At 58.3% G+C, this 15,443-nt stretch carries 12 protein-coding genes; 8 read left to right on the plus strand and 4 right to left on the minus strand.

Going from position 1 to position 15,443, the window contains the following annotated elements:
- Positions 1 to 129: 129 nt before the first annotated feature.
- On the plus strand, positions 130 to 1,113 hold the full coding sequence (locus tag RUE5091_RS18270; RefSeq protein WP_058283378.1) for a complex I NDUFA9 subunit family protein: 984 nt from the start codon (positions 130 to 132) through the stop codon (positions 1,111 to 1,113).
- On the opposite strand, the gene RUE5091_RS18275 is transcribed toward RUE5091_RS18270, so the two are convergent.
- Entirely contained in the window at positions 1,114 to 1,917 is an 804-nt protein-coding gene (locus RUE5091_RS18275) for an undecaprenyl-diphosphate phosphatase (RefSeq protein WP_058283379.1), read from the minus strand.
- A 229-nt stretch (positions 1,918 to 2,146) separates the two neighbouring features.
- Here RUE5091_RS18275 and RUE5091_RS18280 point away from each other — a divergent pair, with 229 nt between their 5' ends.
- From RUE5091_RS18280 to RUE5091_RS18310, 7 genes are all read left to right on the plus strand, one after another.
- Complete coding sequence (locus RUE5091_RS18280) at positions 2,147 to 3,580, plus strand: NAD(P)-dependent oxidoreductase (RefSeq protein ID WP_058283380.1); 1,434 nt, start codon at positions 2,147 to 2,149, stop codon at positions 3,578 to 3,580.
- A gap of 28 nt (positions 3,581 to 3,608) precedes the next feature.
- Positions 3,609 to 4,043 carry a GFA family protein gene (locus RUE5091_RS18285; protein ID WP_058283381.1) on the plus strand — a complete coding sequence of 145 codons (435 nt, stop codon included), beginning with the start codon at positions 3,609 to 3,611 and terminating at the stop codon, positions 4,041 to 4,043.
- The gene (gene gltB, locus RUE5091_RS18290) at positions 4,040 to 8,572 is read left to right on the plus strand and encodes a glutamate synthase large subunit (protein WP_058283382.1); all 4,533 of its coding nucleotides are present in this window, start codon (positions 4,040 to 4,042) and stop codon (positions 8,570 to 8,572) included. Before RUE5091_RS18285 ends, gltB begins: the two co-directional genes overlap by 4 nt.
- Before the next feature lie 116 nt (positions 8,573 to 8,688).
- The gene (gene mtgA, locus RUE5091_RS18295) at positions 8,689 to 9,423 is read left to right on the plus strand and encodes a monofunctional biosynthetic peptidoglycan transglycosylase (protein ID WP_058283383.1); all 735 of its coding nucleotides are present in this window, start codon (positions 8,689 to 8,691) and stop codon (positions 9,421 to 9,423) included.
- Positions 9,424 to 9,481: 58 nt separating this feature from the next.
- A complete protein-coding gene (gene fzlA, locus RUE5091_RS18300) occupies positions 9,482 to 10,147 on the plus strand; it encodes an FtsZ-binding protein FzlA (protein ID WP_058283384.1) in 666 nt (221 codons plus the stop codon).
- 74 nt (positions 10,148 to 10,221) lie between these two features.
- The gene (queG, locus tag RUE5091_RS18305) at positions 10,222 to 11,259 is read left to right on the plus strand and encodes a tRNA epoxyqueuosine(34) reductase QueG (RefSeq protein WP_058283385.1); all 1,038 of its coding nucleotides are present in this window, start codon (positions 10,222 to 10,224) and stop codon (positions 11,257 to 11,259) included.
- 72 nt (positions 11,260 to 11,331) lie between these two features.
- Positions 11,332 to 13,335 carry a hydantoinase/oxoprolinase family protein gene (locus RUE5091_RS18310; protein ID WP_058283386.1) on the plus strand — a complete coding sequence of 668 codons (2,004 nt, stop codon included), beginning with the start codon at positions 11,332 to 11,334 and terminating at the stop codon, positions 13,333 to 13,335.
- A 20-nt stretch (positions 13,336 to 13,355) separates the two neighbouring features.
- On the opposite strand, the gene msrA is transcribed toward RUE5091_RS18310, so the two are convergent.
- The 3 genes from msrA to RUE5091_RS18325 all read right to left on the minus strand — a co-directional run bounded on the left by msrA (position 13,356) and on the right by RUE5091_RS18325 (position 15,314).
- The gene (msrA, locus tag RUE5091_RS18315) at positions 13,356 to 13,865 is read right to left on the minus strand and encodes a peptide-methionine (S)-S-oxide reductase MsrA (protein ID WP_058283387.1); all 510 of its coding nucleotides are present in this window, start codon (positions 13,863 to 13,865) and stop codon (positions 13,356 to 13,358) included.
- Entirely contained in the window at positions 13,862 to 14,311 is a 450-nt protein-coding gene (msrB, locus tag RUE5091_RS18320) for a peptide-methionine (R)-S-oxide reductase MsrB (protein ID WP_058283414.1), read from the minus strand. Before msrB ends, msrA begins: the two co-directional genes overlap by 4 nt.
- Positions 14,312 to 14,426: 115 nt before the next feature.
- Positions 14,427 to 15,314: a DMT family transporter gene (locus RUE5091_RS18325; protein WP_058283388.1), complete on the minus strand. Its 888-nt coding sequence runs from the start codon at positions 15,312 to 15,314 to the stop codon at positions 14,427 to 14,429.
- Positions 15,315 to 15,443 lie beyond the last annotated feature (129 nt).

A 15,443-nucleotide genomic window follows, 5' to 3' on the forward strand; every position in this document is an offset into this window, starting at 1 on the left:
TTTTTTGACCCACATCTAAAACGCTCCGGAAATTGTCAGGTTTTTCTCGGATGCGCGGCGTTATTGCGCCTTGTTTGCCGGGGCTTTGGGCGGTAGATCGGATCAAGACCCATCAGCAGGAGCCCTCGCATGTCCAAACTGGTCACGATTTATGGCGGATCGGGATTTGTCGGTCGGTATATCGCCCGGCGCATGGCAAACGAAGGATGGCGCGTACGGGTCGCGGTGCGCCGCCCGAACGAGGCGATGTTCGTCAAACCGTATGGAGTGGTTGGTCAGGTCGAACCTATTCTGTGCAACATCCGTGACGATGCCTCGGTTGCGGCAGTGATGCATGGGGCCGATGCGGTGGTGAATTGCGTGGGTGTGCTGAACGAGCTGGGCAAAAATGAATTTGACAGCGTTCAGGCCGAAGGCGCCGAACGGATAGCGCGTATCGCGGCTGAACAGGGCGTGGCACGGATGGTGCATATTTCGGCCATCGGCGCGGATGCCGCGTCCAGTAGTGAATATTCCCGCACCAAGGCGCAGGGTGAAGCCGGTGTGCTTGCCCATATGCCAGACGCAATGGTTTTGCGTCCGTCGATCATTTTCGGAACTGAGGATCAGTTCTTTAACCGCTTTGCCGGGATGACCCGGCTGGGGCCGTTCCTGCCCCTGGTCGGAGCGGAGACCAGGTTTCAACCGGTCTATGTGGACGATGTGGCCAAGGCCGCAGTGCAGGGTGTTCTGGGGCAAGCCGAGGCCGGTACATATGAGCTGGGCGGACCCGAGGTGAAATCCTTCCGCGCGCTGATGCAGCAGATGCTAGGGGTGATTTACCGTCGCCGCGTGATCATTGGTATCCCGTTCTGGGCTGCGCGGATCATGGCGGGGGTGCTGGACATCGTTAAATTTGTCAGTTTCCAGCTGTTCCCCAATCCTATCCTGACGCGAGATCAACTGAAGAACCTGCGCCGGGACAATGTGGTGTCAGAGGATGCCAAAGGCTTTGGCGTTCTGGGGATCGAGCCTGCCACATTGGAATCCATTTTGCCGGACTACCTGTGGAAATTCCGCCCCTCGGGTCAGTACGATGAGATTCAGAAGTCGGCCGACAATCTGCGCACCTGATCAGCTGTAGGCAATCACCAGCAGGACCGCGCCCAGGATCACGCGATAAATCACGTATGGCGTGAAGCTGACGCTTCGTAGCAGGCGCATCATCAACGACAAGGCCAGTAGGGCCGAAATAAAGGCAAAAAAGGCGGCGATGGCGCCGTCCTTGGCCAATTGGGCGTCCGCCTCGCGGATCACCTGTGCCGACAGCAACACGCCCGAGGCCAATATCGTAGGAATTGACATCAGCATTGCGATCCGCGCGCCGTCCTCGCGGTTATAGCCCAGCTGCCGCGCGCCGGTGATGGTGATGCCCGAGCGTGACGTGCCGGGGATCAGTGCCAGAACCTGCCACAATCCCAGGATAACCGCATCGCGCAAACCCCAATTGCTGGCCTGCTTGGTCTGGGGGCCCTTCTGGTCCATCCAATACAGCAGAAGTCCGAAGCCTAGCATGGTCCAGCCGATCACCGTCATCGAACGGAGGGACTGACTCATTCCGGTTGTAAACAAAACAGCACCGACGATGACGGTTGGAATTGTTGCAATGATCAGGCTCATCGCTAGTCGTGATTGCGGTGTGTCGGTGTTCCCGGTCAGGGCCCGCGGCAGGCCCGCGGCGGCCTGTTTCACATCGGACCAGAAATACAGGATCACGGCACCGAGTGTGCCGACATGCACAGCAACGTCGATAGCCAGGCCCTGATCGTCCATCCCCGTCAGGTTGGGGAGCAGGATTAGATGGCCCGAGGAAGAGACCGGCAAGAACTCAGTAATACCCTGAATAATCGCCGCGAGAATCAACTGAAAAAGACTCATTTAACCTGCCGTGCTGCCGTCACGTATTGTTGCGATCTATGGGTATAAGTGCGGTGCGCAAAAGGAAAGCGTGCATATAGGTCCGAATCGGAACTAAAAAGGTCGATATTTTCCAAATATTTTGTGAGGCACCACATATTTTTTCAATTTAGGTCAGAATAATTGACTTTTAATTCGACAACATATCACTTAAACAGGCTCGACCAAGCCAATTCATGGAGTCTGACCCGTGGCCAAGCAACCGATGCTGAAATTTGTGCAAGTCGATCGCGTCATGCCTGAAAAGCGTGCCGCCGACGTGCGCAAAGAAGACTTTGACGAAATCTATGCAGAGTATGCATCGGCGAAAGCAGAAGAACAGGCCAGCCGCTGCAGTCAGTGCGGTGTGCCCTATTGTCAGTCGCATTGTCCGCTGCACAACAACATCCCCGATTGGTTGCACTTGACCGCGACGGGCCGTCTGGAAGAGGCGTATCAGACCAGCCAGGCCACCAACACTTTCCCGGAAATCTGTGGCCGTATATGCCCGCAGGACCGTCTGTGCGAAGGCAATTGCGTGATCGAACAATCGGGCCATGGCACGGTCACCATTGGCACAATCGAAAAATACATCACTGACACCGCTTGGGACAAAGGCTGGGTAAAGCCCGTCGCCCCCGGTGCCGAGCGCAGCGAAAGCGTTGGCATAATCGGTGGTGGACCCGGTGGTCTGGCGGCTGCAGATATGCTGCGCCGTGCGGGTATTCAGGTCACGGTATATGACCGTCATGACCGCGCCGGTGGCCTGCTGATGTATGGCATTCCGGGCTTTAAGCTGGAAAAAGATATCGTGCAGCGCCGCAATGACCTGCTGGCCGATGGCGGGGTTGAGTTCGTGCTGAACTGTGACGTGGACACCGCCAGGTTCGATGAAATCCGCGCCAAGCATGACGCCGTGATAATCGCAACCGGTGTATATAAGTCTCGTGATCTGTCCATGCCGGGCAGCGGGCTGAACGGCATCGAAATAGCCATCGACTTCCTGACCGCCTCGAACCGCAAAAGCTTTGGTGACACGGTCGAGGATTTCGACAATGGCCGCCTGAATGCAGACGGCAAGAAGGTCGTTGTAATCGGGGGTGGTGACACCGCGATGGATTGCGTGCGTACTTCAATCCGTCAGGGTGCAACCTCGGTCAAATGTCTGTACCGCCGCGACCGGGCCAACATGCCGGGTTCACAGCGTGAAACTCAGAACGCCGAGGAAGAAGGCGTCATCTTTGAATGGCTCAGCGCGCCCAAAGGGTTCACTGGCGACGACAAAGTGTCCGGTGTGATGGTGCAAAAGATGCGTCTGGGTCAGCCCGATGCGTCGGGCCGCCAGGCCCCCGAAGTCATCGAAGGCGCGGATTACGTGGAAGAGGCCGATCTTGTGATCAAGGCGCTGGGCTTTGAGCCCGAAGACCTACCCACCCTGTTTGGCCAGCCTGACCTGCCCGTGACCCGCTGGGGTACCGTTAAGGCGGCGTTCCAAACAGGTGAGACCGAGATGGACGGCGTCTATGCCATCGGTGACATCGTGCGCGGTGCTTCACTGGTGGTTTGGGCGATCCGTGACGGTCGCGATTGCGCCGACGCAATCATCGCCCGATTCAACAGCAAGGCTGCCGTCGCAGCCGAGTAACACCAAGCCCCGCGACAGGAGGGTCAGTATGCCCGAATTGCAAGGCCAATGCATGTGCGGCGCGGTCACAGTCACCGCCACCCCGGCGAAAAATGCGCTGGGTGCCTGCCATTGCGACCAGTGCCGCCGCTGGACCAGTTCGATGCTGGTGACGTTTCAGGCCGAAGAAGGCTATGCCGCGCTTGGTCCGGTAAAGACCTTCGCGTCGTCCGATTGGGCCGAGCGCGCCTTTTGCGCCGATTGCGGATCAGCCCTGTGGTACCGGGTCACCGCACCGGGCGACATGCACGGGCACACAGAAATGGCAGCGGGCCTGTTCGAAGACACAGGCTACGGCCTGCAACTGGAATTATTTATCGACAAAAAACCCGACGGGTACGCGTTTGCAGGTGAACGCAAGCAAATGACCAAAGCCGAGGTCGAAGCGATGTTCGCCCCCTCGGAAGAAGGAGACAGCCAATGACCAAATATGACGCCGATTGGGTGCGCGCCGAGGAAGCCAAGCGCAAATGGATGGCGGAAAACGGTCTCTATTCCGAGGAAGAAGAGCATTCCTCCTGTGGTGTGGGTCTTGTTGTGTCCGTAGACGGCAAGCCGTCGCGCAAGGTTGTGAATGCCGGTATCGACGCGCTCAAGGCGATCTGGCACCGTGGTGCTGTGGACGCTGATGGCAAGACGGGCGACGGCGCGGGCATTCATGTACAGATCCCGGTTCCGTTCTTTTACGATCAGATCCGCCGCACCGGCCATGAACCCAACATGGATGAGTTGATTGCCGTTGGTCAGGTCTTTCTGCCCCGCACCGATTTCGGAGCGCAGGAAAGCTGCCGGACCATCGTGGAGACCGAAGTTCTACGGATGGGTTATTACATCTATGGCTGGCGCCATGTGCCGGTCGATGTGACCTGTCTGGGTGAAAAAGCCAACGCGACCCGCCCTGAGATCGAGCAGATTCTGATCTCGAACTCGAAAGGTGTGGACGAGGAGACGTTTGAGCGTGAGTTGTACGTCATTCGCCGCCGCATCGAAAAGGCTGCTGCTGCTGCTGGTATTTCTGGCCTGTATCTGGCCTCGCTCAGCTGTCGTTCGATCATTTACAAAGGCATGATGCTGGCCGAGCAGGTGGCGGTTTTCTACCCCGACCTGATGGATGAGCGGTTCGAATCCGCCTTTGCAATCTATCACCAGCGTTATTCCACCAACACCTTCCCGCAATGGTGGCTGGCGCAGCCGTTCCGCATGCTGGCGCATAACGGTGAAATCAACACACTGCGCGGCAATGTCAACTGGATGAAAAGCCATGAGATCCGCATGGCGTCCTCGACCTTTGGTGATCATGCCGAAGATATCAAGCCGATCATCGCCGGCGGATCGTCGGATTCAGCCGCATTAGACTCAGTATTCGAGGTTCTAGTCCGAGCAGGCCGCTCGGCCCCTATGGCGAAAACCATGCTGGTGCCGGAAAGCTGGTCCAAGCAGGCGGTCGAGCTGCCGCAGGCCTGGCGCGACATGTATTCCTATTGCAACTCGGTGATGGAGCCGTGGGACGGCCCCGCCGCGCTGGCGATGACCGATGGCCGCTGGGTCTGTGCCGGTCTGGACCGGAACGGGCTGCGTCCGATGCGCTATGTGGTGACCGGCGATGGTCTGGTCATCGCGGGATCCGAGGCCGGGATGGTGCCGATTGATGAGGCATCCGTTACCGAAAAAGGCGCGCTGGGACCGGGTCAGATGCTGGCCGTGGACATGAAAAAAGGCAAACTGTTCCGCGATAAGCAGATCAAGGACAAGCTGGCGCGCGCGCTGCCCTTTGGTGATTGGGTCGGCAAGATCAACGATCTGGATGCAACGCTGGGCGGTGTGACAGAACAGCCGCTGTTCTCAGGTGAGGAGCTGCGCAAGCGTCAGATCGCAGCCGGATACTCGGTCGAAGAACTTGAACAAATCCTTGCGCCGATGGCCGAAGACGGCAAAGAGGCGCTGGCGTCCATGGGCGATGACACACCTTCTGCCGTGTTGTCGAAACAGTATCGCCCGCTCAGCCATTTCTTTCGCCAGAATTTCAGCCAGGTGACCAACCCGCCGATCGACAGCTTGCGCGAATATCGCGTGATGTCGCTGAAAACGCGGTTTGGTAACCTCAAGAACGTGCTGGACGAGGACAGCAGCCAGACTGAGATTATCGTTCTGGAAAGCCCCTTTGTCGGCAACGCACAGTGGGAAATTCTAGCCAAGAACTTTAACGCGCCGCTGGCCGAGATCGACTGCAGCTTCGAACCCGGTGCGGGCCAGCTGGATGTAGCGCTGACCCGTATTCGGGCCGAGGCCGAAGAGGCTGTGCGTTCAGGTGCCGGACATCTGGTTCTGACCGATCAATATTCTGGTGCGGACAAAGTGGCGATGCCGATGATCCTGGCCACTAGCGCGGTTCATAGCCACCTGACGCGTAAAGGCCTGCGAACCTTCAGCTCGCTCAACGTGCGGGCGGCCGAGTGTATTGACCCGCATTACTTTGCTGTGCTGATCGGCTGTGGTGCGACGGTGGTGAACGCCTATCTGGCCGAAGATACGCTGGCCGACCGCATTGATCGCGGCCTGCTGGACGGTACGTTGACGGAAAATGTGGCCCGTTACCGCGAAGCTATCGACCAAGGCCTGCTTAAGATCATGGCCAAGATGGGCATCTCGGTAATCTCATCCTATCGCGGTGGGCTGAATTTTGAGGCTGTCGGTCTGAGCCGCGCTATGGTGGCTGAATATTTCCCCGGTATGACCAGCCGTATCTCGGGCATTGGTATTCACGGTATTCGGGTCAAAGCCGAAGAGATCCACGCAAATGGCTGGGACAGCGGTCTGGACGTGCTGCCCATTGGTGGCTTCTACAAGGCGCGCAAATCGGGTGAGACGCACGCGTGGGAAGCGACTTCGATGCATATGATGCAGATGGCCTGCAACCGCGCCTCGTATGAGCTGTGGAAGCAGTATTCGACCAAGATGCAGTCGAATCCGCCGATCCACTTGCGTGACCTGATGGACTTCAAGCCGCTGGGCAAGCCAATCCCGCTGGAAGAGGTCGAGTCGATCACGTCGATCCGCAAGCGGTTCGTCACGCCGGGCATGTCGCTGGGCGCGCTATCGCCTGAGGCGCACAAGACGCTGAACGTGGCGATGAACCGGATCGGTGCGAAATCCGACAGTGGCGAAGGTGGTGAAGACCCTGCACACTTCGTGCCCGAACCCAATGGTGACAACCCGTCAGCCAAGATCAAACAGGTGGCCTCGGGGCGGTTCGGTGTGACCGCGGAATACCTGAATCAGTGTGAAGAGTTGGAGATCAAGGTCGCTCAGGGTGCAAAGCCGGGTGAGGGTGGTCAGCTGCCGGGCATGAAAGTCACCGACCTGATCGCGCGCCTGCGCCATTCGACCAAAGGCGTGACCCTGATCTCGCCACCGCCGCACCACGACATCTACTCGATCGAGGATCTGGCGCAACTGATCTATGATCTGAAACAGATCAACCCGCGCTGCAAAGTGACGGTGAAACTGGTGGCGTCGTCCGGTGTTGGTACGATTGCGGCCGGTGTGGCCAAGGCGAAAGCGGATATTATCCTTATTTCGGGTCACAATGGTGGCACCGGGGCTTCGCCTGCGACCAGTATCAAATATGCCGGTCTGCCGTGGGAGATGGGCTTGACCGAGGCACATCAAGTTCTGGCGATGAACAACCTGAGGGATCGCGTGACCCTGCGGACCGACGGTGGCCTGCGCACCGGTCGTGACATCGTCATGGCAGCAATGATGGGAGCCGAAGAATACGGCATCGGCACCGCCGCCCTAATTGCGATGGGCTGTATCATGGTGCGCCAGTGCCAGTCGAACACCTGCCCGGTCGGTGTCTGTACGCAGGACGAGGACCTGCGCGCCAAATTCACCGGTAACGCGGATAAGGTGGTGAACCTGATCACCTTCTACGCGCAGGAAGTGCGCGAACTGCTGGCCAGCCTCGGCGCGCGTTCGATTGATGAGATCATTGGTCGGGCCGATCTGTTGGCGCAGGTCAGCCGTGGGTCTGCGCATCTGGACGATCTGGACCTGAACCCGCTGCTGATCACCGTCGATGGTGCGCATAACATCGTCTACAACCGCGACAAGGATCGCAATGCAGTGCCCGATACGCTGGATGCGGAAATCGTGCGCGATGCGGCACGGTTCTTGAAAGACGGTGAAAAGATGCAGCTGTCTTACGCGATCCAGAACACACACCGGACTGTGGGAACCCGTGTCTCAAGCCATATTGTGCAGAATTTCGGTATGCGGAACACGTTTCAGTCCGACCACCTACACGTCAAACTGCAGGGTTCGGCCGGTCAGTCTCTGGGGGCTTTCGCGGCGCCCGGTCTGAAACTGGAAGTGTCCGGTGACGCCAACGACTATGTCGGCAAGGGTCTGTCGGGTGGTACAATTGTTGTACGTCCGCCGCAGGTCAGCCCGCTGAAGGCGGATGACAACACCATCATCGGCAACACGGTTCTGTATGGCGCCACCGATGGCCACCTGTTTGCCGCAGGTCGCGCCGGTGAGCGGTTTGGGGTGCGGAACTCGGGTGCCAAAGTGGTGATTGAGGGCTGTGGTTCCAACGGTTGTGAATACATGACCGGCGGTGTCGCTGTAATCTTAGGTGATATCGGTGCCAACTTTGGCGCAGGCATGACAGGCGGTATGGCCTATCTGTATGACCCGGAAGGCAAGGCACAGGCGTTGATGAACATGGAAACTCTGGTGACCTGCCCGGTGACGGTCGACCATTGGGAAGATCAGTTGAAATCGCTGATCGAAACCCATCAGGCCGAGACCTTCAGCCGCAAGGCCGCAGACATCCTGCAGCATTGGGATGTAGAGAAAGCCAACTTCCTGCAGGTCTGCCCGAAAGAGATGCTGAACAATCTCAGCCACCCGCTGACCAACGAAGCAACTGCTGTTCCGGCTGAATAACCGGCACGACAGACCAGTTCCAAACCCGCGCGCGCAAGCAGCCGCGCGGGTTTTCTTATGTGAGTTTACCGACAACACCCGTTTTAAACGCGCGCCGGACGTCGTATAGCTGTGACATGGCAAAAACAGCAGTCCGCAAAAAAAGCGGTAAGAAAAAAAAGGCGTCCAAAGCCAAATCTCCAATAATGCAACGGCTTCGCCGATGGATCAGTCGCGCCTTGTTGGCGGCCATTGTATTCGTCGTTGCGTTGGTCGCTTTGTATTCGGTGGTGAACCCACCTGTGACCCACACGATCTGGTCGGAATGGCGCAGGTTGGGCAAAGTCGAGCGTGATTGGGTTCCGATAGAAGAGATTTCACCCATTATGGCCCGTTCGGTCGTTGCGGCTGAAGATGCGAATTTCTGCCAGCATTGGGGCTTTGATGTCGAAGCAATCCGCGACGCGCTGGAAGATGGCGGATCACGTGGGGCGTCGACCATTACCCAGCAGGTGGTGAAGAACGTATTCTTGTGGCAGGGCCGCAGCTGGGTACGCAAGGCGCTGGAAACCTCGATCACACCAGTTGTCGAGATTTTCTGGAGTAAGCAGCGTATTCTCGAGGTTTATCTGAACGTCGCTGAAACCGGTCAAGGCGTCTTTGGCGTCGAAGCCGCGGCCCAAACCAACTTCAACGTATCCGCCGCCCGACTGAGCCCTGTTCAGGCGGCGCGGATTGCCGCGATTTTACCTTCACCCCGTAATCGGTCGATCACTGACCCCTCGGTATGGACACGCAGAAGGGCCGCATCGATCCTGGACGGGGCGGCCACCATCCGCGCAGATGGACGCGCGGATTGTTTCGAGGATTGAAAGTCAACACCCCTCAAGGCTAAAGCTGGTGGGTATACACTGGTTCGATTGGAAGCTCATGGCGCGTTTGTTTCACGTTCCCCTGTCCCCCTATTGCCGCAAGGTCCGTCTGTCTTTGGCGGAAAAGAAGATCGAGGTTGAGCTGGTCGAAGAGAAATACTGGGAAAAAGACCCCGATTTCCTGCGTCGCAACCCCGCCGGCAAAGTACCGGTTTTGCGACTGGACGGGCAGGTGATGTCAGAAAGCGCGGCGATTTGTGAATATATCGAGGAAACGCGCCCTGAACCTTCGCTGATGCCGAAAACACCTGAGGGCCGGTACGAGGTTCGCCGCCTGGTGGGCTGGTTCGATGATAAGTTCCACCACGAGGTAACCGCGAAACTGTTGTATGAACGGGTGAACAAGAAAGTCACCGGTGAGGGATATCCGGACAGCAAGAACGTCAAGGAAGGCGCGCGGGCGATCAAATATCACCTGGACTACATGGCTTGGCTGCTGGATCATCGCCGCTGGCTAGCGGGGGATCAGATGACATTGGCTGATTTTGCCGCTGCCGCGCATCTTTCGGCGCTGGATTACATCTCGGATGTGGACTGGAACCGCAGTTCGGCGGTTAAGGACTGGTATGCCAAGATCAAGTCGCGCCCGGCGTTCCGGTCGATATTGGCGGATCAGGTGCCGGGATTCCGGCCCCCTGCGCATTACGCCGATTTGGATTTCTGATAGGGTGGTGCAGGGGCTGTCTGCCCCCTCTTGGCCCTCTGGGCCAATTCACCCCCGAAGGTATATTTGGCCAGATGAAGAGCGGATCATCTTTGAAAGACAAACTGGTTACGCAGGCCTTGAGCGAAGGCTTTGTGTCCTGCCGTATTTGCAGGCCGTGGGATGTGCCGCAAGTTCCTCCACGGTTAGAAGCGTTCTTGCAGGCCGGATTTCATGGACAGATGGGTTGGATGGCCGAACGCACCCATTGGCGCGGCGATCCGACAGCCCTGTGGCCCGAGGCGCAGTCAGTGATCATGCTGGCTGAAAGCTATGCGCCCGAGCATGATCCGACCGAAGTATTGGATTACCCGGACAGAGCAGCGATTTCCGTTTATGCGCAGAACAAGGATTACCACGATCTGGTCAAGAAACGGCTGAAGCGTCTAGCACGCTGGTTGATTGCCGAGGCCGGGGGAGAGGTGAAGGTTTTTGTCGATACCGCTCCGGTGCCCGAAAAGGCGTTGGGCCATGCTGCCGGGCTGGGTTGGCAGGGGAAGCATACCAATTTGGTGAGTCGAGATTGGGGAAATTGGGCTTTTATAGGGTCTATTTTCACCACATTAGACCTGCCCGCAGATATGGCCGAGGTGGATCATTGTGGCTCGTGCCGGGCCTGTCTGGATTCCTGTCCGACGAATGCGTTTCCGGCCCCGTATCAGTTGGATGCGCGGCGCTGCATTTCATATCTGACAATCGAACACAAAGGTCCGGTGGATGAAGAGTTGCGGGCAAAGCTTGGCAACCGGATATATGGCTGTGACGATTGTCTGGCGGCGTGCCCGTGGAACAAGTTCGCAGTGGCTGCCAGTGATATTCGTTATGCGGCCCGGGACGATTTTAAAGCCCCATCTTTGGCGGAGTTAGCGGTATTGGACGATGCCGCGTTTCGGGCGAAATTTTCCGGATCACCCATCAAACGGATCGGGCGCGATCGGTTTGTGCGTAATGTTCTGTATGCCATCGGCAATTCGGGAATGGCTTCGTTGCGACCGGTGGCGCAAGGATTGGTGGAAGATCCAGACCCAACGGTGGCAGATGCCGCGCGCTGGGCGGTCAAACAACTGTCATAGGTGCCGCAAACAGGCTGGACGTGTCGGTCCAAACCGCTACACCCATCTACAGCGAACAGGAAGGAGAACCCGATGGCGCTGGCTTTGGGGGTGGATACGGGTGGAACTTACACCGATGCGGTGCTGATCCGGGATGAGCGTGAGGTGATCGCCTCGGCCAAATCCTTGACCACGCGGGCTGATCTGGCAATTGGCGTGGGTCAGGCGATTCAGGCGGTTCTGGAAGCAGAGCAGGTGACGCCGGGGCAGATTTCGATGGCGTCCTTGTCGACAACTCTGGCCACAAATGCGCTGGTTGAAGGGCAAGGCGGTCGTGTTGCCTTGATTTATATCGGTTTCAAGGACGGTGATCTGGATAAACATGGATTGCGCGATGCGCTAAAGGGCGATCCGGCGCTGGTAATCTCAGGTGGTCACACGCATGCTGGAGGCGAGACCATGCCTTTGGACGTGGCAGCGTTGGGAGACTTTTTAGACACTCATAAAGGCGTTTCTGGCTTCGCAGTTTCCTCTCAGTTCGCCACACGCAATCCGGCGCATGAGCTGGAAGCGGCGCGGATCATTGCGGAAAAGACGGGCGCTCCGGTGACTTGTTCGCATCATTTGTCTGCCAAGCTGAACGGCCCGAAACGGGCGGTGACGGCGGTGCTGAATGCGCGGCTGATCGGGATGATCGACCGGTTGATCGGACGCGCGCAGGATCGGTTGCTGGAATTGGGCATCACCGCTCCGATGATGGTGGTGCGTGGCGACGGCGCGCTGATGAGCGCCGAACAGGCGCGGGAACGGCCGATTGAGACCATCCTCAGCGGGCCAGCGGCCTCGATCGTCGGGGCCAGCTGGCTGACTGGGGCCGAGAATGCCTTGGTGTCAGATATCGGCGGAACGACGACGGATGTGGCGTTGATCCGCGACGGCAAGCCTGCAATTGACCCGGCGGGCGCGCAAGTTGGCGGGTTTCGTACGATGGTCGAGGCCGTGGCTATGCGTACCCATGGTCTGGGTGGCGACAGTCAGGTTCATGTGGTCGCCGAAGGACTGGGCGGCGGCGTGTTTCTGGGCCCGCGGCGGGTCTTGCCCGTGTCGCTGATCGCTTCCGAGACGCCAGAGGTTGTCCATGATGCTCTTGACCGTCAGTTGCGTGCAACAACCGTCGGGGAGCATGATACGCGGTTCGCACGCCGGGTTCCCGGTATTCACGCCGAAGGTCTGGCTGCGCGAGAAGAAGCCCTGTTGGATCGGCTGGGCGAACAGGTTCTGCCGCTGAGCGATCTGTTGCGCACCCGAATGGAGAACGGTGCCCTGGCACGTCTGGTAGATCGTGGGATCGTGCAGGTTTCCGGCGTGACACCGTCAGATGCCAGCCATGTGCTGGGCCGATTGGATGCATGGGATTCAGAGGCGGCGCACAAGGCGTTGGAACTGGTGGCGCGCAAGCGCGTGGGGACGGGGGACAGATTGGCCGCCGGTCCCGAAGAGCTGGCGCAGATGATCGTGAATCAGCTGACAAAACAAACATGTTTGACCTTGTTAGAGACTGCTTTTGCGGAAGATACAGCGGAATTCGAACTACCTTCCGCTGCTCTGGCTCGGCATGTTTTGACGCAAAAGGGGTTGTCAGGTCATCGTGGATTGTTAGCGCTGGATACGGCGCTGAACGTGGATGTTGTGGGTCTCGGAGCCTCAGCCCCCAGCTATTACCCGGCTGTCGGAGAACGGTTACGCGCCCGTATGATCCTGCCCGAACACGCAGGTGTGGCCAATGCCATCGGTGCCGTAGTCGGAAGGCTGACCTTGCGTCGGTCAGGCACGGTGACATCCCCATCTGAGGGGCGGTTCAGAGTCCATCTTGAAGACGGGCCGCGGGATTTTACCGAATCCGACAAGGCACTGGACCTGCTCGAATCGGTGCTGCGGGATGAGGCCGAGGGCGCGGTGCGTCAGGCTGGGGCCGCGGACATTCGGGTCGTGGTTGACCGGGACATCCGCACCGCCCGCATCGAGGCGCAAGACGTATTCGTCGAGGCGATGGTTACCGTCGAGGCCAGTGGCCGACCCCGTGTGGCATCGGAATAGCCCCAATGGGGCTAACCGGATTACTCAGCCGCGTCACGTTTGGGTAGAACCCATCCTGCGCGCGGGAAGTGGCAGGTATAGCCGTTCGGGATACGTTCAAGGTAATCCTGATGCTCGGGCTCGGCCTCCCAGAAATCGCGGACAGGTTCGACCTCGGTCACCACCTTGCCAGGCCACAGGCCGCTGGCATTTACATCGGCGATTGTGTCCAAAGCCACCTGTTTCTGCTCATCGTCCAAATAGTAGATGGCCGAGCGATAGCTCATCCCACGATCATTGCCCTGACGGTTCGGTGTAGTGGGATCGTGGATCTGGAAGAAGAATTCCAGCAATTCGCGATAGGTGATTTTTGTAGGGTCGAAAAAGATCTCGATCCCTTCGGCATGGGTGCCGTGGTTGCGATACGTGGCATTGGGTACGTCACCGCCGGTATAGCCAACGCATGTACGCGAAACGCCCGGCATTTTGCGGATCAGGTCTTGCATGCCCCAGAAACAGCCCCCGGCAAGAACGGCGCGTTGTTCGGTCATTTGATTTCCTCCACATGGATCAGGTATTCGCCATAGCCTTCGGCCTCCATCTCATCGCGATGGATGAACCGCAGCGAGGCTGAGTTGATGCAATAGCGCAGCCCGCCATGTTCACGCGGGCCGTCCGGGAACACATGCCCCAAATGGCTGTCGCCGTGTTTCGAGCGAACTTCGGTACGGATCATACCATGGGTGGCGTCGTGGAATTCTTCCACATGCTCATGGATGATGGGTTTGGTGAAACTGGGCCAGCCACAGCCGGATTCGTATTTGTGAGTCGAGGCGAATAGCGGCTCGCCCGAGACGATGTCCACGTAAATACCCGGCTCCTTGTTGCCCAGGTATTTGCCGGTGCCCGGGCGTTCGGTTCCGCTGCGCTGCGTGACGTGAAACTCTTCGGGCGACAGGGCGGCGACGGCCTCGGGGTCTTTGGTATAGCGGGTCATGGCTCCTCCGGTCATTGTTCTTGGGGCATAATCTGGGGGCGCGGGCGCGGAAATCAAAGCCCTATTTCAATGCCTCGCGCAGTCGTGCGGATGTCCGGGGCATTCAGTAGCTGCGTCAAGTTGAGGCTTTGCTGCCCTGAGCAGGCTGTCGCGACAGTTGCACCGCTAGAATGCCCAGCGTCGTAATTCCAACCCCGACAGCATCCATCGGGCCCAGTTTTTCGCCCAGAAGTAGGGCGGCGATGGTGACGCCGAAAACGGGATTGAGGAAATGGAAGGTCGCTGCCCGGGTGGCACCGACCCGATCCAGTAGCAGAACCCAGATCAGCGTGGCCAAAAGGCCGGGGAACAAGGTGGTATAGGTGAAGGCCAGCGCGAGTGACACGGTCGGGTGGATAAAGATCGTCTCGAACATCGGAGCAGCAACGAATAGCACGGCAGAGCCGACCAACATCTGCAACCCAACCACCATCATGAAATTGCCACCTGATGTAGCGCCGCGGATGGTCAGCGTGGCAAAGGTCAGGGCCAGGGCGCCGATAAAGCACAATGCCGCGCCAAACAGGTCAACGCCACCGCCGATTCGAGTGCTCATGATCAGGGCGACACCGGCAAATCCTGCAATCAGGCCCAATACCGCAACCGGGCGCAGCTTTTCGCCCAGAAACAGCCAGCCGGCTAAAGCCACCAACAGCGGCATGGTCGACGCGATAATGACGGCTAGCGAGGCTTCGACCGTCTGCATTGCATAGAAATTCAGGCCCAGATAAAGGGCATTTTGGCAAATACCGAACAGGATTGTCGCGCGCCACTGGGGGCGAGTCAGATGCCAGCTTTGACCCATCGCCCGCGCGATGACGACGCCCAGCAGACCCGATATCAAAAACCTCAGTGCCAGTGAAAACAGCGGTGACGCGTCGGCGACAATGATCCGCGCCGAGGTAAAGGCCGATGACCAGATGAAGGCAAATATCAGCCCCATGGCGATGGCGCGCAGATCCATTGGGCATTCCCCTGTCAGAACGCTGGGACTGTTCCTGAATTTCCAACAGGTCGCAAGCGCACTTGTCAAAACGCCACACCTTCGGGGCAAGGGGGGAAATTGCGACGTTTTTGTTGATTGACTGGCCAA

The organism is Ruegeria denitrificans (assembly GCF_001458295.1).
Taxonomy (GTDB): Bacteria; Pseudomonadota; Alphaproteobacteria; order Rhodobacterales; family Rhodobacteraceae; genus Ruegeria; species Ruegeria denitrificans.